This window comes from Novosphingobium soli (assembly GCF_042432915.1).
GTDB lineage: Bacteria > Pseudomonadota > Alphaproteobacteria > Sphingomonadales > Sphingomonadaceae > Novosphingobium > Novosphingobium soli.
The window spans coordinates 189,638-211,146 of sequence record NZ_JBHLWK010000012.1; the positions used below are offsets into that span (position 1 = coordinate 189,638).

Here is a 21,509-nt window from a genome sequence, read left to right on the forward strand (position 1 = left end):
CCCTGGTCGTGAGGTGCTGCCGGGCAGGAGGGGAACCCGGCAGCACCATCTCGTGAAAGCTAGATCAGCACCGGCACTCCGCAGCGCACGCCGTTCACCCAGACCGACGCGTGGCCGAGCTGGACACCCAGGGCGATGAGCACGTTGGTGAGCAGCGGATCGATCACGCCCGCCACCACCCCTGTCAGCGGCCGCGTGATCGAGGGTAGCAGGTCTGAGCGCACGACCGTCTCTCCCACACCGCAAAGCCCGCCCAGGAGGCAGACGCGCAGGCCATCCTTGTCACCGGTCAGGCTGTCGACGAGGCCCTGAACGGTGGTGCCGACCTGGGCGCCGTTGGGCACGGTCAGGCTGCTTCCGGGCCGCGCCGGCGTCCCGATCGTGCCGTTCCCGGGGGCGGGCCCGAAAGTCAGCAGGCTCTCGCGCACGTCCCCGCCGAGGACGGGCTCCGCAATGGCCCTTCCCTTCACGGAGACGACTTCGAGAGGCAGGAGCGGAACCAGCCTGAGCCCGACCTGTGCGATTTCGGTGTGCCCGATCTGCTCGGCCCGGATCGGGGGCAGCGGCTTGGTCAGGGCGTTGGCCGGGGCCGTACCGATGTACGCCTTGACCAGCGCCGAGCGCGCCTGCACCCGGACGGTCGTGTTCGCGGCCTGGTCAACCTGGCCCATGCAGTCGATGTCCGCGATCTCGGCCTCCGCCGCCGCCACGTCGATCAGGATCGGCACGTTCGCGCGGGCGACGCCCAGCGGAAGGTTGAGCAGCGTCACGTTGACCTGCAGGCGCAGCATCGACGTGCCGACTTTCGTCTCGCGCGCAGGGCCGAAGGCGAAGCGCGGGCGGTCGGGGTGCCCGGTCACGGCAGCGCCGATCCTGACCTCGGTTCCCGTGAGGAGCGGCGGCGGGACCAGTGGCTGGATCACGTCCGACAGTGCGACCACCACCGGGCCTTCCTGCACGGCATAGCTGACCAGCTGGTAGGCGTTGAGGCCGGCGCGCAGGGCCGGCTTCACGTCGGCCTCTCCCACCGGCATGTTCCTCCACACCCCGACCGCGAAGAGGCCGTTGAGCGGCACCATGTAGCCGCGCCCCACCATGGTCCCGAAGGCGTTGAGCGCGGAACGCGTGGCCGGCGAGCCCGCCGCGTCGGCCGCGGCAAGGGCGATGTCCTGCAGGTCGAACGTGCCCTTCGTCAGCTCGCCGTAGGTCCCGTCGAAGCCGGCGCGCGTCGCCAGCGCATCGAAGAACAGGCCGGCGTCGACGTTTCCGCCCAGCAGCGCCTCGATGTCGGCCGTGGAGAGCTGCAGCTTGATCCCGAGCAGCCCGCCCAGCAGTTCGTTGACGGCGTTGACGAGCGGATTGCTGACCGTGAGCAACCCCGAGGTGGCGGAGATGCCCGCCTCGTCGATCCGCGCTGCGCTGGCGGTTGCCGCGAGCTGCGGGATCGGGCTGGCGCGCCCGAGCACGCCGACGAGGAACTGGCGGCTGGGCTTTCCGGTGGTCACGCGCACTGCGTTGGGACGCGAGCTTCCAGGGCAGTTCGCAATGTCGGGGGAGCCGGCCGCCACGAAGCGCGAGCCGGACTCCTGCGCGATATTGGCGCAGTAGTAGCCCACTTCCACCGTGCGCAGCACCGAGGCATCGTAGCCGTTGCGCGCCAGGAAATCGCTTGCCAGACCCTCCGCCCGGGTCGGGTCCATCGCCGCGGCAAGGGCAGCCGATTCCGTTGCCACGCGCAGCTCGCGGTTGCCGCTGTAGTAGAGCGCAACGTCCAGAAACAGCCCCGCCGCGGCAAGGAGCGACACGCCCAGCACGGCAATCGCCGGTCCGATGGCACCCCGGCTGTCGCGCCACAGTCCGCGCAGTCGCTGAAGGAGCCGGCGGACCTGCGTCATGATCCACGCGGGGCCGCTGCGGCCCCCGCCCCTGTAACTGGGCCTGCAACCGGTCCTGTGACTGGCCCTACAATGGCTCCTGCCGCTGCGATGCGCGCGGCCTCTCCTGCCACCTGCCGGCGCAGGCGCGACCGCTCGCCACCGTCCTGGACGCGTGCAAGAAGCGCCTCGGCCTCACCCAGGCGGCCCGACACCGTGAGCGCCAGGATGAGGTTGTTGCGCAGGACCGCGTCGTCGGGCGCCAGATCGCCCGCGCTGCGCAATGCCTCGACCGCGGCTTGCGCCTGGCCCGCGCGCAACAGCGCATAGCCCAGTGCGTTGGCGATGAAGGGGTCGGCCGGGCTCGCCTGCAGCGCCGCCGTGTACTGCGCCGATGCGCCGGTCCAGTCGCCCTGCGCCGCCATGACATGGCCCCGGATCGCGAGGGCCGCTCCACTGTGGTCGCTGGCGGGGATACGCGCAAGCGCCCGGCGCGCTTCGTCCACCCGCGACAGGTCCAGCAGGCAATTGACCCTCAGGATCTGCGCGTCGCGGTCGTCGGGATGGCGACGGTCGAAGTCGTCCAGATAGGCGATCGCCGCGCGGGGGCGACCGTCCGTCCGCGCCTGCCGGATGAGCGCGAGGTACAGGCCGCGCGTCGATGCTTCCGAGGCGGCATCATGCGTGAGTTCGGCCGCACCGACCGGAGCCGCGGTGAGGCCCGCCCCGGCGAGGACCATCGCAGGGAGCAGGAAGCGGATCATTGCGCGGTGCTCCTCAGCGTGTCGAGGATGGCGGCCACCGGCGGACCGGCCAGGACGATGAACAGCGCCGGCATGAAGAAGATCAGCATCAGCACCACCATGCGCACGGTGATCATGCCGATCGCCTCCCGTGCCCGCGCGACACGCCGCTGCGAGAACTCGCGGATGAACTCGCGCAAGGCGGGGACGAGCTCCATGCCCTGGAACAGCGACTGCCGAAAAAGCGCCGAAAGCTCGCGCGCCCCGGCAACGCCGACGCGGGCTGCCCAGCGGTCGAAGGCGACCTGGTAGTCCTGCCCGCGGTCGAGATCGTCGACCAGCATGCCGACCAGCCGGGCATGGTTCGGGACCGCCACGCGCTCGTCGCGGGCGATGCCGCGGAAGCACTGGTCCAGCGAGACCCCGCTTTCCAGCATCATCAGCATGAGATCCAGCAGGAAGGGGAACTCGACGGTCAGGACCCGCTCGCGCTTGCTGGCGAGCATCCGCAGCACGTATTTCGCGCCGATGTAGGTCAGGCCGGTGAGCGCGAAAGTCGGAAACAGGGGCCGAAACGGGTTGCCGGTCACGACCAGGCAGGTGGCCATGGACATGATCGCCACCAGCGCCGCTGCGCCCAGCCGCATCCACACGAAGACATCGACAGCGGCGGGATCGAAGTATCCGGCGGTGCGCAGGCGTTGCTCGATCTCCTCACGGTCGCGACCTTTGGCGAGCAGCAGCGAAGGCAGGCGCAGCGACAGACCTCCGCGGCTGCCGCTTCCGCCGCCGAGCAGGGCATGCCCCTCGACGCGCGCGCGCAGCCGGGCATCGATCTGCATCCAGCGCAGCCCCGCCGCCATGACGGCCAGGCCCCCGGCAGCGCCCGCGAAGGACACGAAGGCGAGCGCGCCCGACATCAGAACTCGAGCCGCATGAGGCGGCGAATGATGAGGATGCCCAGACCCTCCAGCACGATCGCCGCGATTGACAGGGTGCGGCCCCTCGGGTCCGACAGGAAGAAATCGGTGTAGGCCGGGTTCATGGCGACGAGGATGGCCATGGCGATCAGGGGCATCGCGATCAGCACGCGCGAACTCACCTTCGCCTCGGAGGTGGCCGCTTTCAGGTCGCGGCGGATCCGGACGCGCTCGCGCAGGATGCCCGCAAGATTGGTGAAGACCGTCGCGATGGAGCCGCCGTACCGCAGGTTCGTGCGGATCGCGGCCGCGAGCATGGAGACTTCGGCGATCTGCAGGCGGTCGGCCAGCTGCTGCATCGTCTCCGCAACGGGGGCGCCCATCGCCAGCCTGCGGGCCGAGGGTGCGAAGTAGCTCTTCACCGTCTCGGGTGCATCGGCCAGCGCGCGTTCCAGCGCTTGTGACAGCGAGTTGCCCACGGTCTGGAGCTGGCGCACGCCGTCCAGGTAGAGCGGCATGGCATCGGTCAGCGCCTCCACCCGCTTGCGCGCACGGGCTCGCACCCAGGACAGCGCGATCACCGGAATGCCCACCAAGGCCACGACCGCGACGGCCGGACCGAACAGCAGAAGCAGGATGACCGCCAGCGCCAGGCCCGAGGCGGCCAGCGTCTGCAGCGCCGACACGGTCAGTTCGATCTGCGCCTGCGCGAGAAGCGGCGCGATGCGCTCGGGCACGGTCACCGCGACCGCGGGGCGCAGGGGCGCGGCGCCGGTCGCGAAGATCGCGTCCAGGCGGCGATCGAGCGCCACGCGCGTGCTCGCCCGGTCCGCGAACCAGCGGTACCCGAGCGCGGCCAGGATCAGCACCGCCAGCAGCAGATAGGCGCTGCCCTTCACCATGCCGTCGCTTCCCGTGAGGTGACGGTGGGCGGCGTGTAGTCGCGCAGACGCGCGGCGTGATAGGGCCTCGGCGACAAGGTACGATGCGCACCCTCGCCCGACATCGGTGGGTGCTCCTCGAAATGGAAGAGCTCGTTGAGGGTATAGGCCTCGCCCTCCACGCCGGTGATCTCCGCGACCGAGGTGATGCGTCGCGCCCCGTTGGCGAGCCGCTGGATGTTGACGATCACGTGGACGCTGTTCGCCACGAAGCGGCGGACCGCTCGCTCGTCGTTCTGCTGCCCGGCGAAGCCCAGCAGCATCTCCAGTCTCGAGAGCGCGTCGCGCGGCGAGTTCGCGTGAAGCGTCGCCATCGAGCCGTCGTGGCCGGTGGACATCGCCTGCAGCATCTCCACCGCCTCGACACCGCGCACCTCGCCCAGGATGATCCGGTCGGGCCGCATGCGCAGGGCGTTGCGGACCAGGTCGCGTGCGCTGACTTCGCGGCTGCCGTCGACGTTCGGCGGCCGCGTCTCCAGGCGGACGACGTGCTCCTGCCGCAACTGCAGTTCCGCGGCGTCCTCGATGGTGACGAGACGTTCGCGATCGCTGATGCAGCTCGACAGCACGTTCAGCAGGGTCGACTTGCCCGCGCCCGTGCCGCCGCAGATGAGGATGTTGAGGCGGGAGCGCACGGCGCTCGTCAGGAACGCGGCCATGGGCGGGCTCATCACGCCGCCGGCCACGCAATCCTCCACGCTCAGCGCCTGGAGCCGGAACTTGCGGATGGAAACCAAGGGGCCGTCGAGCGCGATCGGCGGAATCACGATGTTGACGCGCGATCCGTCGGGAAGACGCGCATCGACGAAGGGGGTCGCCTCGTCCACGCGTCGGCCGATGGGGCCGACGATGCGTTGGATGATGTTCATCAGGTGCGCGTCGTCGCGAAACCGCGTCTCGACGCGCTCCAGCAGGCCGCCGCGCTCGGCGTAGATCGTGTTGGCGCCGTTGACGATGATGTCGTCCACGGTGGAGTCGCGCAGGAGCGGGGCCAGGGGACCGAGGCCGACCACCTCGTCCTCCACGTCCTCGATCAGCAGCAGCCGCTCGGCGCTGTTGAGCGCAAGCTGCCCCCGGCGGCTGCGGCTGTTGATGACCTGCTCGATCTCCAGCCGCAGGGTGCGCCGGTCCAGCGCCTCCGCGGTGGCGCCCTGCGCTTCCAGCTGCTCGATCACCTGCTGGCAGGTCAGCGCCTTCACGGCCTGGTAGTTGTCGCTCATCCGCTGTGCGGACGGCTGCGCGATCGGTGCGCGCCGCCGCGCGGCGACCTCTTCGGCGCCGGGCGTGCCCGGCACGATGTCGGTGGTGAGAAGGCTCATGCGGTCCGCTCCACCGAGCGCAGGATCGCGCGCCGCATGCGCTCGATGCCGAAGGTGCCGCTCCTGCCCGGCGCCGCGATGCCGCAGGCGCGGCGGATGGCTTGGGCGTAAGGGCCGCCGTCGCGTTCGCACATGATCGGGCGGCCGGCATTGAGGGCGTTGCGCAGGCGGACGCGGTCGACGGGGATGCCCATCACCGAATCGATGTCGAGCGCATCGGCCATCCGCCGCCCGTCGAGCAGGATGCGCGGGTCGTGCTCCCACACCAGGAGGCGCAGGCGCTGCGCGCTCGCGGTGTCGAGCGCGACGCGGTCGAGCAGGCGCCGCGTCGCGTCGAGCTCGCGGATCGACTGGCTGCAGACCACTTCCACGGTCTGCGCCTGCGAGGCCAGTTCCCGCAGCAGTCCGCCATTGCGCAGGCTGCCCCCGCACAGCACCACGTGGGCGCAGCTGGCGCGCAGCAGCTGGACGAGGCCCACGATGTCGGCCGGACCGATCCCGACCGGCTCGGTCCCGGTGCCGCCGTCCAGCGTCAGCAAGGAGAGGCCGCTGCGCTCGTGCCGAACCAGCGCGTCGCCGAGCAGGCTGGCGTCCATGCGGTCCATGTCGGTGACGGCGGAGGCGATCCCGTAGTCCACCTTGACGTCGAGGTAGGCCTCCGCGGTGCTGCTGGGCAGCGTGCAGTCGATCAATAGCGTGCCATTAGCGTCGAGACAGTGCGCCATCGCGAGATCGGTGGCGAGAATGGCGGAGGCGTCGCGATCGGTGCCCAGCACCAGCGTCAGCCGGCCGAGACGGCCGTGCGCGGCCAGCGAGGTGTTGAGCACGCGCGAGAGGATCTCGCTCACTTCCGCGGCCACCGCGCCGCGCGGTAGCACGTCAGTAGCCCCGGAGCGGATGGCCTGGAGCACCTGTACGGCATACATGTCCTCCGTCGCGAGGACGACCGCGCGACCCGGCGCGGCCTGCGCCACTTCGGCGATGACGGAAGCCACCGACCGCTCCGCCGGGACCGAGGCGTGGTCGATCACGACGATGCCGGGCCCCTCGAAGCTCGCCTCGACCAGCGACTGCGCCATGTCCACGGCCACGTGACTGCCCATGGCCTCGGAGATCCGCTGGGCCAGCGCGCGGTCGATCGAAAGGAGATGGATCCGGGCCATGTTACCGCCTCACCACGCCGAAGCTGCCGACGGCCTGGTCGAGCCCGTCGTTGCCGACGATCATCGCGCCGACGGTGGGCTCCAGGGGCGTGCTGCCGGTCGCCAGCACCGGCCGCACCGCTTCCGGTTCCACCAGCCGCGGCGTGGCGACGATGATCAGCTCCTGCCGCTCGCGCTGGTTCTGCTGGCGCTTGAAGAAGGCACCCAGCACCGGCACGTCGCCGAGGAAGGGCACCTTGTCCTTGGTCACCGAGCTGTTGCTGTAGTTGAGCCCGGCGATCACGAAGCTCTGCCCGCTGCCAAGCTCCACCGTGGTGTCGGCCGAGCGGCGGCGGATCCCGGGCACCACGTAGCCCTGCAGCTGGACGCCGTTGTTGTAGTCGAGCTCGCTCACCTCCGGAGAGAGCCGCAGCACGATGTTGTTCTCCGACAGCACCACTGGCGTCACCGAAAGCCGGACGCCGAACTCCTTGTACTGGATGGAAAGGGTCGTGCCGTTGTTGCCGCTGCCCTGCGGGACGGGGACGGGAAACTCGCCGCCGGCCAGGAAGCTGGCCTTCTCGCCGGAGCGCACCAGCAGCGTCGGCTGGGCGAGAAGCTGCGACAGTCCGTTCGAGGACAGCGCGCTCAGCACCGCCCCGATCCCGCGATTGGGCGCGGCGAGGAACAGGTTGAAGGCGCTCTGGATCGGCGCCGAGGCGTCGAGCTTCAGCCCGGCGTTGTCGAAGCTGGCCGAGTTCAGGCTGCTGGGCGAGACGATCGCGCCTTGCAGGTCGCCCGAGAGCTTGGAGAAGCTGAAGCCCAGCGCCTTCAGCGTGGAGGAGGAGACCGCGGCGAACTGCACGTCCACCGCCACCACCTTCTCGCCGGGCCGCAGCGGGCCCAGCCCGGCTACCGTCGTCGCCGGCGGGTCGACGCGGACGAAGGTCTCGCCCATCGGCACGCCGTCATCCGTATAGACGCTCAAGGTCGCTTCGCCCGGTGCTATGCCGGTGATCCGCAGCGAGCGCGCGCTGGGCGCCGAGACCGCGATGACGTTCTCGCGGCTGACCTCGACCCGGCCGATGGCCCGGGTGAAGGACAGCGTGCGCGCCTCCTCGACCTGCAGCGTGCGCTGCTCCTGCGCGGCGGCGGCGCAAGGCGCCAGTGCCGGCGGCGCCGCCGCTGCCAGCAGGGCGGTTGCGATCAGGCTTCTCACTGCGCGGCGCTCCCCGAATAGATGACTTCGCGATTGCCGCCGACGACCAGCTCGATGGCGTGGGGGGCGGGGCGCGGCCGGAGCGAAGCGGGTGCCGGCGCGGCGGTGCCGGGGGTGACGAGGGGGGTGACGAGGGGGGTGGCGAGGGGGGTGACGCGGGCGGCGGGCGAAAGCCCTGATACCCGGGGCATCGCCACGGCTTCGGGCGCCGATGCCAGCTGCGGCACCTCGACCTGAGCCTTGTCCTCGGGGTTGCGAAGCGACAGGTACAGCGATCCCGTGCTCTTCGCCAGCGAGAGCTCGGAAACCTGCCCAGGCGTCAACGCCAGCGTCATGTTGCGCGCAGGGGGCGGGGTGGAGACGGTCCCGGTGGCAGCATCCTTGGCGGGTGTGCCGATCACCAGTTCGCCGACCGCAAGCACCGGCACCATCTGCAGCATCGTTCGCGCACGACTGCGGCCGGTGCCCCGCGCTCCGCTGATGGCATCCTCGCCCGGGTAGACCACTTGCACGTCGACCCGGTCGCCGGGCCTCACGAGCCCGGCCACGGCGATCTCGGCCGTCGTGTCGATGCTGATCGCGCGCATGCCGACCGGGATCCGTATGGCCAGCTTGGTTTCCTGTTCGAGCGCGGTGCGGGAAATGAGCGTGTTTGCGGGGATGTCGCGGATCGCCACTCGGCCGATCGCCTCGACGGGCGTCGCGGCGGCGGGGAAGCGGGCGGGATCCAGCGCCGCGTTGCGGATCATGTCGGCGCGGATCGTCTCGCCGACCCGCACCGCGCGCGTGGTGGCAGCCAGCACGACACCGGCGGGCGCCGACGATCGCGCGACCAGCCTGGCTGCGGGATTCGACTCCATGGAGGCCGATCGTCCCAACTCACGCACTCCCAGGAAGCCGAAGACCGCTGCGGCGGTCAGGCCGGCACCGATCGTGAGCTTCGCTTTCGAACCCAGGCGCATGCATTCCCCTTTTGCGATTGCGCTTACGCAAGCCGGACCGCCGCCCCAGCGGCCCGATGCAAGCCCTTGGTGTGCCTGTGCAGGACACCTCGGACTGCATGCGTAAAGAATAGCGCCTCGCGGATTTGCGCGGTCATGCAGATGAAGCCGATCCGAGGGCTTCGGGCACGCAGGGCGGGAAAGCAGGGTCGACGCAGATGCGAGCGGCGGCGATCCACGACCCTGCAAGTGCCGGCGAACACCGGACGGTGCGCGGTCTTGGGCCTGAACGGGTCACCGTCGTATCGGTTCTAATCCGGGTTTGCTTCAAGGGGTAACGGCGACAGAACAGCACGGGGTTGAAGGTTCGCCTGTACTGTTCGAACGCTCAAACGAACGGCGATTCCCGGTGTGAATGCCGGGTTTCCCATCACGATGTCATGGTTTGCGCGCCGCACGGCCGGGAGCTAATGAGCGACGCGAGCACTTTTGCGCAACGATGCTGCCGTCCTACAGGCAGCCAAGGGGAGGGAGCGGGAGTTTGATCGTGTCCGCAAAGAGGATTGCACCCGCTCGCGTGCTTGGGTTCAGGAGCATTCCATAGCTTCCGGAGGCCTTGAGCACCTGCGCGGTCAGGGTTGGGGCGGTGGGATGAGCGTGTACCCCGCCGCGATCGCGCTGTGCGCGCTGGTCATGGGGCTGACCGCGCCACTCGGCCCGGGCGCGGCGGCCGTGGCCGCCGCTGCCGCCGGGGCCCTGTTCGTGCTCAACCGGCCGCTGCTGGCCCTGTGCATCTGCGCGCTGCTCGTCGGTGGCCTGTTCCTGGTCCCCGGTGCACGGAAATCGACGCTGTACTGGACCGATCTCGTCATCATCGGCTCCGTCGCCGCGATCCCGCGTCGCTGGGCGACGGGCATCCTGCGTGCGCCGCGATGGTCGTGGGCCGTCGCCATGGTCTGCGGCTGCCTCAGCCTGGCCTTGCGCTTCGCCCTGGTCAATGCCTGGGGGGCCAATGCATGGGGGGCCAATGCATGGGGGGATGCCTGCGGGATCGTCGCCTGCCTCTGCGCCATGTTCATCGGTGCGGGGATCGCCCGCCACCTCGCCATGATCGACGCGCGCCTGCTGGCCTGGGGCGACGGCGGGATGGTGCAGGTCACGCGCGACCTGCTGCTGGGCCGGATTACCAGCGGCATGCTGCACGATCTGGCGCAGCCGCTCAACGTCATCTCCATGGCGAACGGCAACATGGACTACATCATCGCCCACCTCGACATCGACGAGGAGAGCAGGCGCCAGCTGCAGGAGCGCGTCAAGCGCATCGCCACGCATACCGAGGGGACCGCCCATATCCTCGGTCTGTTCCGCTGGTTCGGGCGCGACGCACCCGATGGGCGAACCGGCGATCTCACCGTGCGCCATGCGCTGGACTGCGCCCTCGCCGCCACCAAGTCGAACGTGCGGCATCACGGCGTCGCGGTGCGCATGAGCGGCAATGCCCTGGATCATCTGGTGCCCGAGCAGCACGGTGCGCTGGAGATGATGGCGGTTGCCGCGCTGCTGAGCGCCTTCGCCAGCTTCATCGACAAGGACGGCAAGAAGCACCGCGGCGAAGTGCTGCTGCACGCGGTGCTGACGCCGGCACACATCGTCATCACGGTGGAATGTACCGATGCGCAGGGCAAGCCGATGCGCGGGCGGCGGATCGACAATGCGACCCTGTGGCTGGTCGAGCAGGTCGCGCGAAAGGCCCTGGCCGAATTCCGCTGTGTCGCCCGCCAGCGCCAGCCCGTGCGCTTCATCATCCGCTTGGGACGCGACGATATCTGAAGCCGCGCCGGGTCAGGTGTCCGCGACGGACAGCGGCACCTCGACCACCACCTCGGCCCCTTCCCCCGGCCCCGGCCGCAGCCGGATCACGCCGTCGACCTTCTCCAGCGCCTGTCGGCAGATGTGCAGGCCAAGTCCCGTGCCGACCCGCGGCTTGGTGGTGAAGAATGGCTCGAACGCGGCCCGACAGATCTCCGCCGAAAGGCCCGCACCGTTGTCGGCAACCACGCAGCGCAGCGCCTCCGCCTCGAGGTGCAGCGAGATACCGATGCGACCGCGGCCCTGCCATCCCGCCTGGCGGCGCGCTTCGATGCTTTCGGCAGCATTGCGCACGATGTTGACGAAGACCTGCTCCGCCTCCACCTGGCACAGGCGCACGCAGGCAGCGGTATGGCCGACACTCTCGTCGACCACGACGTCGATGTCCGCCGCGTCGAGCAGCGGACGCATGAACGCCGCCGCGTTCGCCACGGCAAGCCCGATCTCGGCACGCACCGCTCCGGGACCGTGGCCCGACGCATAGGCAAGCGTGCGGTCGATGATCGTCTGCGCGCGCCGGACCTGCTCAGCGATACGCTCGACTGCTGCGACCGTGCGGGTGTTCACGCCCTCCGCGCGTTCGAGCAGCATGCGCAGGTTCTCGTTCGCGACGGCAATGGAGAACAGCGGCTGTCGCAGTTCGTGCGCGAGCGCCGAGGTCTGCTCGCCGAGGTCGGCGAGCCGCGCCTTGGCGGCGATCGTCTCCATGAGCTTGCGGGTGTCTTCCGCCGCAGGGGCTAGGCGGTCCGCGGCCGGGTCGATCCCGGGGAGCGGCCCGCCTTCGCAGGAGCGCCCGATCCACTTGGCCGCGTCACGCCGGGTGATCTCGTTCGGCTTCATCGTCAAACCTCTCCCTTGTGCGGGTCTTGCGCCCGTTCTCCGAGCCACTCGCTCAGCACGTCTATGAGCACCTGGGGCTGCACCGGCTTGGTGAGGACGGTGTGGTCCGGCATGTCGGGCAGGGCGTCCTGGCGCATCTGGTCCCCGGTGATGAACAGGTAGCGGAACGGCCGTGCCCGAAGCTGTGCATGGCCCTGGATGCGCTGCACGATCGAAAGCCCGGATTCGCGGCCCAGGCGCACGTCGCAGGCCAGGATGCGGATCGCCGGATTCTGCTCGAGCGCAGCGATGGCGGCATCGAGGTCCGACACGCCCACAGCCGGAATCCCGTGCAGCTCCATGAACGTGAGCAATTCCTCCACGATCGGCCGGACGTCGTCGATGAGCAAAACCAGCGCCTGATCTGCGCGCATGAGACTGTCTCTCTTTATTGCCTCTCCCGGTGCCCGGGTCGATTGGGGCAGGTCCCAGTACAGCCACTTAAATCTCTGCGCGTTGACGAATCAATAACATGGGTGAAAACAACTGGTGGAGCATTGCGCAGTACGCAAATCTCCGAGGAGCTCAGGCGCAACTGCGGACATGTCTCCACCCGCCGGGCCGTGCGAATGCGAGCGGCTTGCCCGGGCCCTTATACTGATAGTTAACCGGATCTGGTCGGCGCTCCAGGATGTCGAGCGCGCCGGAGATCATCGCCGCTGCCATCAACGCCTCGTCGTCGTCGAGCAGCGACAGTGCCACCCGCAGGAAATCACAGGCGAATTCGGTCCTGTCGTTCATCATCGGTCGTCCTTGTCTTGCGCGTGCGGGTGCGGAAGCGCGCGGGGACAGGAGGAGGCGGACCCCGGCAAGGGCCGCCTCCTCCCCCCGCCCCGTCATCCGAGGTCGGGCTGCGGCGTGTCCGCCCAAGGGGGAGGCAACAGAGCGGCGGACACGCCGGTCCTCAGTTCCCGGTGCCCGGGCCGCGCCCCAGCAGCCCGGTCAGCGGCGCGAGGACCGAGCCGTTGCCCGGCGCCGATCCGCTCGAACCGCCCAGCAAGCCGCCGACCACGCCGGTCACCGGCGCCAGCGTCGAGCCGGCGTCGCCTGTCCCGAGGGGGATCGCCCCGGTCACCGGCGCCAGCGCTCCGTTGACCGCGTCCAGCACGGGGGAGACGACCGCATCGACCGTGCTCGTCACCGGCGCGACGACGGGCGCCAGCCCATCGGTGAGCTGGGTCACCCCCTCGCCCACCTGGGCTCCGAGGACCGCGCCCGCGAGGTTGCCCGCCGGCGCCAGGCCTTGCGCCACCCCGGCGGCGGTGGTCGGGACCGTCAGGTCGAGAACGTTGCCGTCCGCCAGCAGGTCCGCGGTGACCAGCTGGCCGGAGACCAGCCCCGGGTTCTCGGCAAGGACGTTGACCCCGGCGATCGTCCCGGTGGAGCCCGGTCCGGTCAGGACGGTGTTGCCGAGGTCGGCGGCCACCAGCGGTCCGGTGTAGCCGGGCGCCGGGCTGCTGCCCCCGCCCGACAGGCGGCCGGTGAGGCCATCGACGAGGGTCCCGAGCTGGCCGGTCACGGGGGCAAGGACCCCGCCGTCACCCACGACCGGTGCGAGCACCGCATCGACGGTACCGAGCAACGGCTGCGCCACCCCATCGACCGTCGCGGTCACGCCGGCCACCGCCGGCGCCAGGCCGTCGGTCAGCTGGGTGACCGTCGAGCCGACCTGATCGCCCAGCAAGGCCCCTGCCAGCGATCCCACCGGCGCCAGCGCCTCCTGCGTCTGCTGCGGGGTGGTCGGAAGCGTGACCTGGACCACCTGCCCGTCGCCGGTGAGCGCCCCGACGGCAATGCCGCTGCCGCCCGTGGCGCCGCTGCCGGTGCCGACGGTGACATCCACGATCGTCCCCGGACCGCTCGGACCCAGGACCGGCATGCCCCCCACGCTCACGCCCGCCACCGGACCCGTGTAGCTGCTCGTCGGGCCGGTCGGACCTCCAGGACCACTCGGACCACCGGGACCAGTCGGACCACCGGGGCCACTCGGACCGCCAGGACCACTCGGACCGCCAGGGCCACTCGGACCGCCAGGACCACTCGGACCGCCAGGACCACTTGGGCCGCTGGGACCACTTGGGCCGCTGGGACCCGAAGGATCGCCGGGACCGGCGGGGCCAGAGGGCGATCCGCCGCCGCCTGCCCCCACTCGGAAGCCGACGCCGTCGGCACAAGCGCCCAGCAGCAGCAAGGGGATGGCGGTCGCGCAAAGCAGCACGTGCCGGTTCGAAGAGCGCGATTTGATACGCGGCATTGTTGTCCTCCATGAAAGCCCAGTTCCCGGAGGAGTAAGCGGTGGCCGAGGGACGGGCGCGCTCAGAAGAAGCCGTGTCGGCCGGGCATCGGCGCGGGCAAGCAGGCGCCTTGGACGGGCCGCCGCAAAAGACGCCGGCCGGGCGTGAAAAGCGGGCCACGCAGCCCGCTCCTTCCGCAATCCGGCCAGGATGCAGCGCGCGGGGCGCACCAAGTCGGGCGAGCGAACGAAAACCGGCCCTGGTGGGTCCAGGGCCGGATGAAGCCGGATCGGCGCTGATTTTTCGTCGGATCGGCGCGGGCCGACGGCGAGCGGTCAGTCCCGCGGATCGTCCGCGGCGAATCGCGCGCGGGCTTCGAGCACGGCCGAGCGCACGAGCGCGAGCAACCGGTCCAGGTCGGTGTCCCGGCCCACGGTCAGATCCAGCGTCAACCCGTCCCGCACCGGACGGAGCCGACCGACGCGCTCTTCTTCCAGCACCAGCGGCGTCTCGGAGTTGCGCGCCGGCGTGCCCTCCTGCGCAGCCTGCTTGAGGCGCGTCAGGACCGCCGCCGCCGGGATCATTCGCTCGCCGGTGGCCGCCCGGCGCTGCTGGTCCTGCCCTATCGCGCGGGCCGCGAAGATCAATCGTTCCCGCTGCTCGGGCCGGCGAAGCAGCGGCGTCAGCACTTCGGAGTGCCGCACGCGCAGCTCCTCGCGCGTTGCGAAGGCCTCCACCACCTCGTCGGGCATCTGGGCGAGCGCCAGCAGGCGGCTGAGCTGGCTGTTGGACAGGTTGAGCGCTTCGGCCATGCGCGACTGCACGCCGTTGTAGAACCGGTCCACCGCCGCCTGGTAGCTCCGCGCCCGGTCGAGTTCGGTGATGTCCTGGCGTTCGCGGTTCTCGATGTCCGCGAGCCTGAACGCCTCCTCGTCGCTGAGATCGACGATCATGGCGTTGAGGCGGATCTCGGGCCTGCCGTTGTGATTGAGCCAGTCGACCGCGAAACGCCGGCGGCTGCCGACCAGAAGCTGGTAGGGCTGTTCCGCCTCGGGCGGGTTGTGGCGCACCAGCACGGGAATGCGGTTCCCGTCTTCCTGCGCGATGGATTCGATCAGCGAGCGACAGCTTTCCACCGAGAGACCCGGCACGTCACGGGGGTTGCCGTCCCACACCGAGCAGTCGGCGGGCCGGATTGAGATGGCGGTACGACTGCGCCCGGCACCCTGGACCATGCCGGCCAGCCGCTGGTCCAGGCGCGACAGCGCCTCCCCCTCCGCGTGCAGCACCTCACGCGGCTCGGGCTCGTAGGACAGCGTCGTCAGAATGTCGCGTACAAAGTTCCCCATTGTTGCTCCCCCTTCTGGATCGGCCGGTGCATAGCGGAACGCGTGCCACAGCGTTGCCGCCAACAATGTTCGGATCGGGTCTATCCGCACGCCGGGTCGCTGCATGTATGCGGCCAAGACAGCTCGGCGACCGGCCGGCGCCAGCACCCGCGAGCCGCTCGGAGCGACGCCCGGCTGCACGGGCGCCGCTCCGAGTTCGAGCCCGGGCATGCCGCCGCAGCGACACGCCGCTTGGTACGTAGCCCGGCGCTAGGTTGCGCCCGAAGGACGCCGAGCTACGGGATGCTGCCAGCTTGTGCCGGGGCTGGGGCGTTATCGCCTTCCGCCGCGGCACCGACCTGGCCGTCGAAACTCCATGCGCTGGTCAGGGCCACCGCCACTTCGCCAAACTGGGGCATGCCGCCGCTTCAGGCCAGTCGAACTGGCACCGGAGCGAGGCTATCCACGTGGCAGCGCGAAAGGGCGGGCTTTGCGCTTGCTGCAGCGCTCGCGCTCACCGCCAGTTGGGCCCCTCGACCCAGGTCACCAGGCTGCGCCGCAGACCCTTGGTTACGGGCAGCACGCGGTGCTGGAGGAACGAAGGAAAGATCAGCAGGCTACCGCGCGGCGCGAACGCCGGGCCCGGGTTCTGCAGGCCGAAGAACTCGAACGCGCCGCCCTCGTACGCATCGGGGCGGGACAGTTGCACCACGAGCGAGAGCTTGCGTGCGAAAGGCCGAGGGGACTCGAGCCAGACGTCCTGGTGCCAATCGTAATGGCCGGCGCTGCTTCCGCGATATTCGGTGAACTGGAGTTCAAACGGTGCGACGATGTCGATTCCGAAGTTCGTCCGATTGGATGACGCGGCGAACTCCATCAACCGCGCAACGATGTCCTTCTCACGGTAGGCGTCCACCCAGCGTATGGTGGACGTGCGATAGCTGCTGTCGCTGCGTTGGGTATCTGCGAAGCCGATCGTAGCGTCGGCTTCGTCATAGCGACTCGCCCGCTCCACGATGTCGTCGCATTCCTGTTCGGAAAGCGCTGCGGTCCAGACCTCCCAGACATTCTGCACGTCTTGCCCCTCCCCGGTTTCCGCTCTTTGCGTGTGCGCAAAAAAGCGGGTCAGAGATTTCGAGTGATGCTGAAGAAGAAGCGCGTCTTTCCGCTCACTCCCGGAAATGGTTTCTTGACAGGAACTGCAATCTGTGCAGTCGCCGTCCATGCCACGACGGGTGTGATTCGCGCTCCGGCTCCGACCGAGGCGAGTTCATAGTCGCTCGATCTCAGGCCGTAGAGCGGTCGGGCATGCGAACGCGCGGCGGCACCGTCCGCGTAGGCGAAGATGCTGAGGCCGCGCCCCGCCGGCGCTTTCCCCAGGACCCGCCAGGACAGCTCGGCACTGCCGGCAACCGCCTCGTCTGCGGTGAGGAACCCGTCGCGGAACGCCAACCCCGCGCCTTCGCCGCCGAGCACGAAGTGCTCGGTGGTGGGCAGCCGATCGCGACTGTACTGGCCGCGCAGCGTGACCCTGCCGGTCAGTGCGGGCGAGAGCTGAACCACCCCCGTCGCCTGGACGTTGGCCTTGCGGAAGGCGGTCCTGGAGTAACCCGGGATCGCCTGCGCACCCAGTCCGGAAAGTCCCTGGCTGACGCTGGTGGAGACGCCGTAGCCGCTGGTCTTTCCGACGACGGACCAACTGGCGCCCAGGCGCAAGGCGCGTGTGCGGAAGCCGCCGAAGGCGGTGTCGAGATAGTAGTTGTCGCTGTTGGTGCCATCGAGCGAGGCGGTGAGCGTCAGGTTGCGGCGGTAGGAGCGGATCAGCGGATGGGCGACGACGATGCCCAGCTGCTTCGCTTCGCCGCGTATTCCGAGGTCGCGGGTCCGGGTCCGGACGTAGGCGCCGCTCACGGCCAGGGTCGTGCCACCGGAACCGAGCGGCGTCGCGTGGCTGGCCGTGTAGAACTGGTAACGGTCCGGATAGAGCGGGACATACCCGGAAAGCCGCGTCGTATCGCCTTCCCGCAAGAGGCCGTTAATCGAGACCGCCACTTGTGCCTGGACGCCGGAGACGACGTTGACGACGCCGCGGTTGTTGAGGTTCAGCGTGACCTCCACCTGCTTGCGCCGGACATCGAGATCGAGGACGAGCTCGCCGGCCTTCGCCGTGCTGCGCAGGCTCGCCTGGACCGTCTGGCCCGGGATATCGCGCAGCAGGGACAGCGTGCGCTCCAGCGTGGACTTGTGCGTGGGAGTATCGCGCATCAGCCGGCGCACATGGGCGGCGATCACCCGGGTCGGCGTGCTGCGCGTTCGGCTCTTCAGCGCATAGTCGACGATCCGCCCCTCCACCACCCGCAGCGTCAGGACCCCGCCTGCGCCGGACTGCGCGGGGATACTCACCGCATAGAACGCCAGGTCGCTCTTGGCGTAGAGCGCGGTCACGGCGTTCGCCAGCTGCTGCAGCACATCGCGGTCGAGGGCGGATCCGACGAACGGGTCGGTCGCCTGGCGAAGCGTCTCGTCCGGCAGCGTCGCGCCTTCGAAGCGCACGCGAGCCAGCGTGATCGCGGACGGCGCCTGCGCATCGACGCGAGGGGGCGCCTGGGGAAGCTTCGCCGGAGGCGCGGCTTGGCGGATCTCCGGATCCTGGCGATCGACCCGGTCACGGTTGATGATCGGACTTTCGCTCACCGGGGGAGCCGCGACCTGGGCCTGGGCTGCCGAGCCGAACAGCGCGAGAGCGAGGCCCAGCAGCCGCGCCGCGCGCCGCATCGAGGGGCGCTTTCCTGCGCCGTCCTGTCCGTCGTCTCGTGGAACTGCCCTGGTCACCTGCGGCCGCCTGCCCCGTCGTTCGCCTTGGGGCCGCTAGGACCCTCACGCCCCAGACTAGAGCGGGCGCGGTGCCGGGCGAGCGCAATCGCAGCCGCTCCGGCCGTAACGCAGCCGCGCGGGTGCTCTGCACAGCGCTCGGCCCGGGATGCGCGCCGGCGTCTCCGCAAAGCGGGTCTGAAGCGGAGCACGGCGAGGGTGCTCGGCCCCGTCCGGCGGGACAAGGCCGCTGGCGGGGCCGAAGACCGGCTCGCGATCCGTTCGGATCGGCTGCGATCCGAACGACCGGGAGGTCTGCTGCCCGGCTACCCGTTACCCGGGTTCGCCGGCTGGCGCAGGTTCACCAGCGGCCGACGGTAGGAGGGATCGTCTCGATCGCGCGACGACACGCCGTTGAGGGCCAGATCGGGGACGTCCGCGAAGGGGAGCGGGATCGGCGGCGGGGCGCAGGCCCATTCGATCACGTTGGTGCGCAATGCGATCTTCCAGGCACCGGCGCGGCGCTCCAGCCGGTCGATGTAGCGCCCGCCCGCAATCCACAGGCTCTCGTCGCGGTTGCGCCCGGTGAACTGGTAGTAGGTTTCGGCATGGGCGGTGTCGCCATCGAGGTCGATCGTCGATTGCAGCAGGGCATGATGCGTGACCAGCTGCCCCGCCTCGTGCATGGGGACGGCCCAGTCCCAGCAGTCGGCAGCGCTGCCGACGAAGGGACCGGCAGCCATCTCTGCATCGTCCCAGAAGGCGGAGAGGTAGAGCTCGCGGTCGAAGCGGTCCATCCCGCGCGAGAAGCGCACCAGGCAGGCGCGGATGTCCCGTTCGTCGAGCAGCGCGTCGATGCGCGCGCCGCGGTCATCGGCCACGGTAATCGACCTCCGCCACCGGCTTCCAAAGGGGAGAGCCGCGCCTGGCGCGCGCCGATGCGATCACGGCGCCGTCGACGTCGGTGATGCCGTATTCCTGCGCCAGCTCGGCGGTGATGAACTCGCCCCCCGAACGCTTCATGATCTCGGGGTCGGCGGCCAGCGCCGCGATCACCCGGCCGGGATGCTCGACGCTGCTGCCCTGCATCGAGGTGATCGACGCGGTCATCTTGTCGCCCATCCGGGCGAGGTTGTCCTTGGCCTTCTCGGTCAGCGTGAGCCCCTGCCACAGCGCCAGCGAGGCGACGCCGTGGGGCTCCAGCTCCACCGCCATGTCCCGGGACATGCGATCCACCGCGGTCTTGGACGTGCCGAAGATCACGCCGTAGGTGTAGGTCACCGCCGCATAGCCCGAGATCGCGACGATCAGCCCGCTCTTCTGCGGCACCATGATGCGTGCGGCATGCCAGGCGGCCACGTAGTTGGACTTGACCCCCACCTCCCACATCTCGAGGTCGGAGAGCGGCTTTTCCCAGAAGCCCTTGGGGTCCAGCAGGTCCTCCGAGATCGTTAAGGCATTGTTGACGAGGATGTCGAGCCGCCCCTGCTCGGAGGCGATGCGGGCGAACAGCGCGGCGACGGCGGCGTCGTCGCCATGGTCGCACGCCGCGGCGATGCCGCGGCCGCCGCTGGCGCTGCCGCGCGCGTCGCATTCGGCGGCGGTGCCTCCGACGGTCCCGGGAAGATAGTACTCCCCCTCCTGCAAGGTCCGCCCGGTGACGTAGACGGTGGCGCCCTGCTCGGCGAGGACGAGTGCGATGCCCTTGCCGATGCCGCGGCTCGCGCCGGTCACCAGCGCCACCTTGCCGGCCAGCGATGCGGTCACTTCGAAGCTCCCTGGAACCAATTCACGCTGAAGTCTCCCTGTGCGCGGCCGGCGAAATGCGCGGCGGTGAAAGGATAGCCCATGACGCCCCGGGACCAGTCGGCAGCGGGGCCCCAGTCCTGCTCCCAGTCGTAGAGCATCACGCGATCGGCGATGCGCCAGGCGCCCTCGCGCTTCTCCAAAGTGTCGAGGTAGCGACCGCCGATGCAGGTGTCGCGGTCGCCTTCGCCCAGATCGACGCGGTGGTACGAAACGACGTGCGTTTCGGCCCGGGCGGAGGTCCCGGCCAGCTCGATGTGGGTCTGGCCGAGGATGTGCTGGGTGTTCTTTATGGCATCGGCGCCGGGCACCACCCAGGCCAGGTAAGCGGCCAGATCGCCCGAATGGACGCCGTAGTCGAAGCGCGCGTCGGGCCACCAGCAGGAGAGGATGAGTTCCGCGCTGCGGCGGTCCTCGCCCCTCGCGAGCCTTGCCACGCAGGCCCTGATGGCCTCGCGGTCCAGCAACTCCAGCACTGTCGGATCCATGATCCACTCCCTGTCGGCGCGTTCTCGTTACGGGGACGAGCCTAACGCATGCACGGCGGGAGGCGCTTGACCTTTCCTGACACGAAGGCGGGGTAGATCCGAGCCATCGCCCGAGCGTCGCACGGGAGCGCGTTTGCACCCGATTGTGCCGCACGTGACACTTTGCCGGCGCGGTCGGTGAAGTGTCACCAGGAAACCTTCTTGGAATAGGCATCCCACCCATCCACGCGATCCGCGCCGTGTCAGCGGCGCCGACACGGTGAACCGCGTCCCCGCCCGCCTCGCCGCGGTAAAGTGTCACTCGCGACAAAGCGTAAGCAGCGCGGAAAGGGGATTCTCAGGATTCCGTTTATGTGCTCTATTTTCCCTCGCTATGTTCCTATCGACGTCCTTTCCCCCGCAGCGCGGCCAGGCCAGCGACATGGCGGAGCTTCTCGATCGGGTGGCCCGGGCCAGCACGCGCCCGCGCTATGCCTTCATGGTCCTGAGCCTGATCGCGGAGATCGCGCGGCCGGATGGGAGCGCGGGGCCGTTTGTCGTCCGTAGCGGAAGGACCACCCTCCTGCGCGACTGGCTTTGCGATGCGCTGGCCCCGATGGGCGCGCGCGATCCCAAGCGGCTCATGCTGGCGGACAAGGTGAAGGCCGAGCTGCTGGCCTCGGGCAAGGCCCCTTCCGACCCGGAGGAGGCGGAGGCGCTGGTTGCCGCGGAAGTCCAGGAGCGCATCCGCAGGTCCGGGAAGACGAACCTCAGCCGCGCGATCTCCGAGCTCGTCGACGCAGGCCTGATCCGGCGCCACTACAAAGGCTTTCGCGTCGATCACCAGAACCGCGGCGCCGGGCGCCACGCGGTCTATGCGCTCGCGGGCCGCGCGCGCTGCCTGATGGGCCGGTCGGCGGCGGCCCCGGCACCCGGGCCGGCGCCGGCCCAAGCCGCGCCAGGAGCGCAGGACCGGCGCCAGGGCGAGCTGCGCCTCAACTGACGCGACGGGCGCG

At 69.8% G+C, this 21,509-nt stretch carries 20 protein-coding genes; 2 read left to right on the plus strand and 18 right to left on the minus strand.

Annotated features, from left to right (window positions below):
* Positions 1 to 59: 59 nt before the first annotated feature.
* The 8 genes from ACFFJC_RS10320 to cpaB are packed head-to-tail and all read right to left on the minus strand — an operon-like array spanning position 60 to position 9,120.
* Positions 60 to 1,895 carry a TadG family pilus assembly protein gene (locus ACFFJC_RS10320; protein ID WP_379487418.1) on the minus strand — a complete coding sequence of 612 codons (1,836 nt, stop codon included), beginning with the start codon at positions 1,893 to 1,895 and terminating at the stop codon, positions 60 to 62.
* Complete coding sequence (locus ACFFJC_RS10325) at positions 1,892 to 2,638, minus strand: tetratricopeptide repeat protein (RefSeq protein WP_379487419.1); 747 nt, start codon at positions 2,636 to 2,638, stop codon at positions 1,892 to 1,894. The genes ACFFJC_RS10320 and ACFFJC_RS10325 overlap by 4 nt, the downstream gene beginning before the upstream one ends.
* On the minus strand, positions 2,635 to 3,537 hold the full coding sequence (locus ACFFJC_RS10330) for a type II secretion system F family protein (protein ID WP_379487420.1): 903 nt from the start codon (positions 3,535 to 3,537) through the stop codon (positions 2,635 to 2,637). Before ACFFJC_RS10330 ends, ACFFJC_RS10325 begins: the two co-directional genes overlap by 4 nt.
* The gene (locus ACFFJC_RS10335; protein ID WP_379487421.1) at positions 3,537 to 4,439 is read right to left on the minus strand and encodes a type II secretion system F family protein; all 903 of its coding nucleotides are present in this window, start codon (positions 4,437 to 4,439) and stop codon (positions 3,537 to 3,539) included. Before ACFFJC_RS10335 ends, ACFFJC_RS10330 begins: the two co-directional genes overlap by 1 nt.
* Positions 4,433 to 5,797 carry a TadA family conjugal transfer-associated ATPase gene (locus ACFFJC_RS10340; protein WP_379487422.1) on the minus strand — a complete coding sequence of 455 codons (1,365 nt, stop codon included), beginning with the start codon at positions 5,795 to 5,797 and terminating at the stop codon, positions 4,433 to 4,435. Before ACFFJC_RS10340 ends, ACFFJC_RS10335 begins: the two co-directional genes overlap by 7 nt.
* Entirely contained in the window at positions 5,794 to 6,960 is a 1,167-nt protein-coding gene (locus tag ACFFJC_RS10345) for a CpaE/TadZ family protein (RefSeq protein ID WP_379487423.1), read from the minus strand. The genes ACFFJC_RS10340 and ACFFJC_RS10345 overlap by 4 nt, the downstream gene beginning before the upstream one ends.
* A 1-nt stretch (position 6,961) precedes the next feature.
* Positions 6,962 to 8,158 carry a type II and III secretion system protein family protein gene (locus ACFFJC_RS10350; RefSeq protein ID WP_379487424.1) on the minus strand — a complete coding sequence of 399 codons (1,197 nt, stop codon included), beginning with the start codon at positions 8,156 to 8,158 and terminating at the stop codon, positions 6,962 to 6,964.
* A complete protein-coding gene (cpaB, locus tag ACFFJC_RS10355) occupies positions 8,155 to 9,120 on the minus strand; it encodes a Flp pilus assembly protein CpaB (protein WP_379487425.1) in 966 nt (321 codons plus the stop codon). The genes ACFFJC_RS10350 and cpaB overlap by 4 nt, the downstream gene beginning before the upstream one ends.
* A gap of 630 nt (positions 9,121 to 9,750) precedes the next feature.
* Here cpaB and ACFFJC_RS10360 point away from each other — a divergent pair.
* On the plus strand, positions 9,751 to 10,929 hold the full coding sequence (locus ACFFJC_RS10360) for a sensor histidine kinase (protein WP_379487426.1): 1,179 nt from the start codon (positions 9,751 to 9,753) through the stop codon (positions 10,927 to 10,929).
* Positions 10,930 to 10,941: 12 nt separating this feature from the next.
* On the opposite strand, the gene ACFFJC_RS10365 is transcribed toward ACFFJC_RS10360, so the two are convergent.
* The 10 genes from ACFFJC_RS10365 to ACFFJC_RS10410 all read right to left on the minus strand — a co-directional run bounded on the left by ACFFJC_RS10365 (position 10,942) and on the right by ACFFJC_RS10410 (position 20,514).
* On the minus strand, positions 10,942 to 11,808 hold the full coding sequence (locus ACFFJC_RS10365; RefSeq protein ID WP_379487427.1) for a sensor histidine kinase: 867 nt from the start codon (positions 11,806 to 11,808) through the stop codon (positions 10,942 to 10,944).
* Positions 11,809 to 11,810: 2 nt separating this feature from the next.
* A complete protein-coding gene (locus ACFFJC_RS10370) occupies positions 11,811 to 12,221 on the minus strand; it encodes a response regulator (protein ID WP_379487428.1) in 411 nt (136 codons plus the stop codon).
* Between the two features lie 151 nt (positions 12,222 to 12,372).
* Positions 12,373 to 12,588, minus strand: a complete 216-nt coding sequence (locus ACFFJC_RS10375; protein WP_379487429.1) for a hypothetical protein — start codon at positions 12,586 to 12,588, stop codon at positions 12,373 to 12,375.
* A gap of 163 nt (positions 12,589 to 12,751) precedes the next feature.
* Entirely contained in the window at positions 12,752 to 13,690 is a 939-nt protein-coding gene (locus tag ACFFJC_RS10380; protein WP_379487430.1) for a hypothetical protein, read from the minus strand.
* Between the two features lie 726 nt (positions 13,691 to 14,416).
* Positions 14,417 to 15,430, minus strand: coding sequence for a ParB/RepB/Spo0J family partition protein (locus tag ACFFJC_RS10385; RefSeq protein WP_379487431.1), 1,014 nt, complete (start codon positions 15,428 to 15,430; stop codon positions 14,417 to 14,419).
* Between the two features lie 493 nt (positions 15,431 to 15,923).
* Positions 15,924 to 16,484 (minus strand): 2OG-Fe(II) oxygenase, encoded by a 561-nt coding sequence (locus ACFFJC_RS10390; RefSeq protein ID WP_379487432.1) that lies wholly within the window; start codon positions 16,482 to 16,484, stop codon positions 15,924 to 15,926.
* 50 nt (positions 16,485 to 16,534) lie between these two features.
* Positions 16,535 to 18,184, minus strand: a complete 1,650-nt coding sequence (locus ACFFJC_RS10395; protein ID WP_379487433.1) for a ShlB/FhaC/HecB family hemolysin secretion/activation protein — start codon at positions 18,182 to 18,184, stop codon at positions 16,535 to 16,537.
* Between the two features lie 362 nt (positions 18,185 to 18,546).
* Entirely contained in the window at positions 18,547 to 19,101 is a 555-nt protein-coding gene (locus ACFFJC_RS10400) for a nuclear transport factor 2 family protein (protein ID WP_379487434.1), read from the minus strand.
* Positions 19,091 to 19,987, minus strand: a complete 897-nt coding sequence (locus ACFFJC_RS10405) for an SDR family NAD(P)-dependent oxidoreductase (RefSeq protein WP_379487435.1) — start codon at positions 19,985 to 19,987, stop codon at positions 19,091 to 19,093. Before ACFFJC_RS10405 ends, ACFFJC_RS10400 begins: the two co-directional genes overlap by 11 nt.
* On the minus strand, positions 19,984 to 20,514 hold the full coding sequence (locus ACFFJC_RS10410) for a nuclear transport factor 2 family protein (protein WP_379487436.1): 531 nt from the start codon (positions 20,512 to 20,514) through the stop codon (positions 19,984 to 19,986). The genes ACFFJC_RS10405 and ACFFJC_RS10410 overlap by 4 nt, the downstream gene beginning before the upstream one ends.
* 421 nt (positions 20,515 to 20,935) lie before the next feature.
* Between ACFFJC_RS10410 and ACFFJC_RS10415 the strand changes: the two genes are divergently transcribed.
* Positions 20,936 to 21,496 (plus strand): hypothetical protein, encoded by a 561-nt coding sequence (locus tag ACFFJC_RS10415; RefSeq protein WP_379487437.1) that lies wholly within the window; start codon positions 20,936 to 20,938, stop codon positions 21,494 to 21,496.
* Positions 21,497 to 21,509: the final 13 nt, after the last annotated feature.

Bases quoted from the DNA above. Each gene is read 5' to 3' on its own strand.
- ACFFJC_RS10375 (WP_379487429.1), bottom strand. From the start codon at position 12,588: ATGAACGACAGGACCGAATTCGCCTGTGATTTCCTGCGGGTGGCACTG.
- ACFFJC_RS10325 (WP_379487419.1), bottom strand. From the start codon at position 2,638: ATGATCCGCTTCCTGCTCCCTGCGATGGTCCTCGCCGGGGCGGGCCTC.
- ACFFJC_RS10415 (WP_379487437.1), top strand. From the start codon at position 20,936: ATGGCGGAGCTTCTCGATCGGGTGGCCCGGGCCAGCACGCGCCCGCGC.
- ACFFJC_RS10320 (WP_379487418.1), bottom strand. From the start codon at position 1,895: ATGACGCAGGTCCGCCGGCTCCTTCAGCGACTGCGCGGACTGTGGCGC.
- ACFFJC_RS10395 (WP_379487433.1), bottom strand. From the start codon at position 18,184: ATGCGGCGCGCGGCGCGGCTGCTGGGCCTCGCTCTCGCGCTGTTCGGC.
- ACFFJC_RS10360 (WP_379487426.1), top strand. From the start codon at position 9,751: ATGAGCGTGTACCCCGCCGCGATCGCGCTGTGCGCGCTGGTCATGGGG.
- cpaB (WP_379487425.1), bottom strand. From the start codon at position 9,120: ATGCGCCTGGGTTCGAAAGCGAAGCTCACGATCGGTGCCGGCCTGACC.
- ACFFJC_RS10365 (WP_379487427.1), bottom strand. From the start codon at position 11,808: ATGAAGCCGAACGAGATCACCCGGCGTGACGCGGCCAAGTGGATCGGG.
- ACFFJC_RS10335 (WP_379487421.1), bottom strand. From the start codon at position 4,439: ATGGTGAAGGGCAGCGCCTATCTGCTGCTGGCGGTGCTGATCCTGGCC.
- ACFFJC_RS10385 (WP_379487431.1), bottom strand. From the start codon at position 15,430: ATGGGGAACTTTGTACGCGACATTCTGACGACGCTGTCCTACGAGCCC.
- ACFFJC_RS10340 (WP_379487422.1), bottom strand. From the start codon at position 5,797: ATGAGCCTTCTCACCACCGACATCGTGCCGGGCACGCCCGGCGCCGAA.
- ACFFJC_RS10410 (WP_379487436.1), bottom strand. From the start codon at position 20,514: ATGGATCCGACAGTGCTGGAGTTGCTGGACCGCGAGGCCATCAGGGCC.
- ACFFJC_RS10370 (WP_379487428.1), bottom strand. From the start codon at position 12,221: ATGCGCGCAGATCAGGCGCTGGTTTTGCTCATCGACGACGTCCGGCCG.
- ACFFJC_RS10330 (WP_379487420.1), bottom strand. From the start codon at position 3,537: ATGTCGGGCGCGCTCGCCTTCGTGTCCTTCGCGGGCGCTGCCGGGGGC.
- ACFFJC_RS10345 (WP_379487423.1), bottom strand. From the start codon at position 6,960: ATGGCCCGGATCCATCTCCTTTCGATCGACCGCGCGCTGGCCCAGCGG.